Source organism: Nostoc sp. MG11 (assembly GCF_014904695.1).
Lineage (GTDB): Bacteria > Cyanobacteriota > Cyanobacteriia > Cyanobacteriales > Nostocaceae > Komarekiella.
Map to the genome: position 1 here is coordinate 1 of NZ_JACXXN010000185.1, position 1,026 is coordinate 1,026.

Sequence of the window (1,026 nt, forward strand, 5' to 3'; positions counted from 1 at the left end):
CAAGTTAATTTTATTGCAGACATCTTCGGAGTTGTTGCATAAATAATCTTAGTTCTAGAGAATTTTATCACTTCAAACCTTTTTTGCAACACAACCACATTTTCCGCCGCGCCCGTTGCCCTCGATTTTGAAGAATCAGCCTCACCCAGCCTTTTCACTTCGTTAACGGCTGAAACGGCTGAAAATTCGGTTTCTCGTGTAGGAATCAAGGCAGATAACGTTGACCAAAGTCCCGCCGTACCTGCTCCAAATGATGAAAAATGGTCAAGTGAGGCATTGTTCCGCCGAAGGCATCGCAGCATGGTCTAAGGCGCGACCAGGACGGATGCAAAAACTTAAGCTGGCGGAGATGTTGAGGGAAAATCCAGGGGTTGAGTTTCTTGCGGAATGTTGGAACGATGATCCAGCGTTGCAAATTGTAATCAGGAAGCTGCTGATGAGGTTTCCGCAGTGGGGGGTTGCGTGTGTGGATGGGGTGCTGATGGAGTGGAAGGAGTAAAGCGATTGCCCAACATGGTAGTACCTGTCGGGCGATTAGTATTGCAGGTCGCTACAGCTAACCAGTAAAAACAGATTATCGAGGACTATCTATCTGCAATGACAGACCGAAGTAGCTACAAAGGTCTCAGCTACTCAGTAAATAAACTGCAAGGTAAATTACAGATATCTTGTAAAAAATACTACTTATAAGAGTTAAAGTGACCAAACAATTGTGAATTCGCAATTTGTAATTAAAATACCTTGAACTTCAATTGAATAATTTATTGGCTCAGTTTTTTGCCGGATAGCAAAAAGAAGCCTGTATTACCTGGGTTTGCTTTATACAAATCCTCGTAAATTGGCAAAGGTATTGCACTACTCTCATCCTTATCTATCCTTACTTTTTAGGACTACCTGCAAAACTTCTGGTAGTTCCCCAACTCTCTAAATCTGGAGCTAACTGCATTAGTTGCTGATAGTTTTCATCATTAGTCCATACCACTATCGGAAAAGAAAAGGTCTTCTGAAATTCTTCCCGCACTTGAT

At 42.3% G+C, this 1,026-nt stretch carries 2 protein-coding genes; one reads left to right on the top strand and one right to left on the bottom strand.

The genetic code is table 11. From position 1 onward, the window contains the following. Window positions 1-209, bottom strand: a 209-nt coding sequence (locus tag HCR01_RS39765; protein ID WP_226890093.1) for a hypothetical protein, incomplete at its 3' end; no start/stop codon positions are given. Between the two features lie 59 nt (window positions 210-268). Here HCR01_RS39765 and HCR01_RS37975 point away from each other — a divergent pair. After that, a complete protein-coding gene (locus tag HCR01_RS37975; RefSeq protein ID WP_193201021.1) occupies window positions 269-499 on the top strand; it encodes a hypothetical protein in 231 nt (76 codons plus the stop codon). Window positions 500-1,026 lie beyond the last annotated feature (527 nt).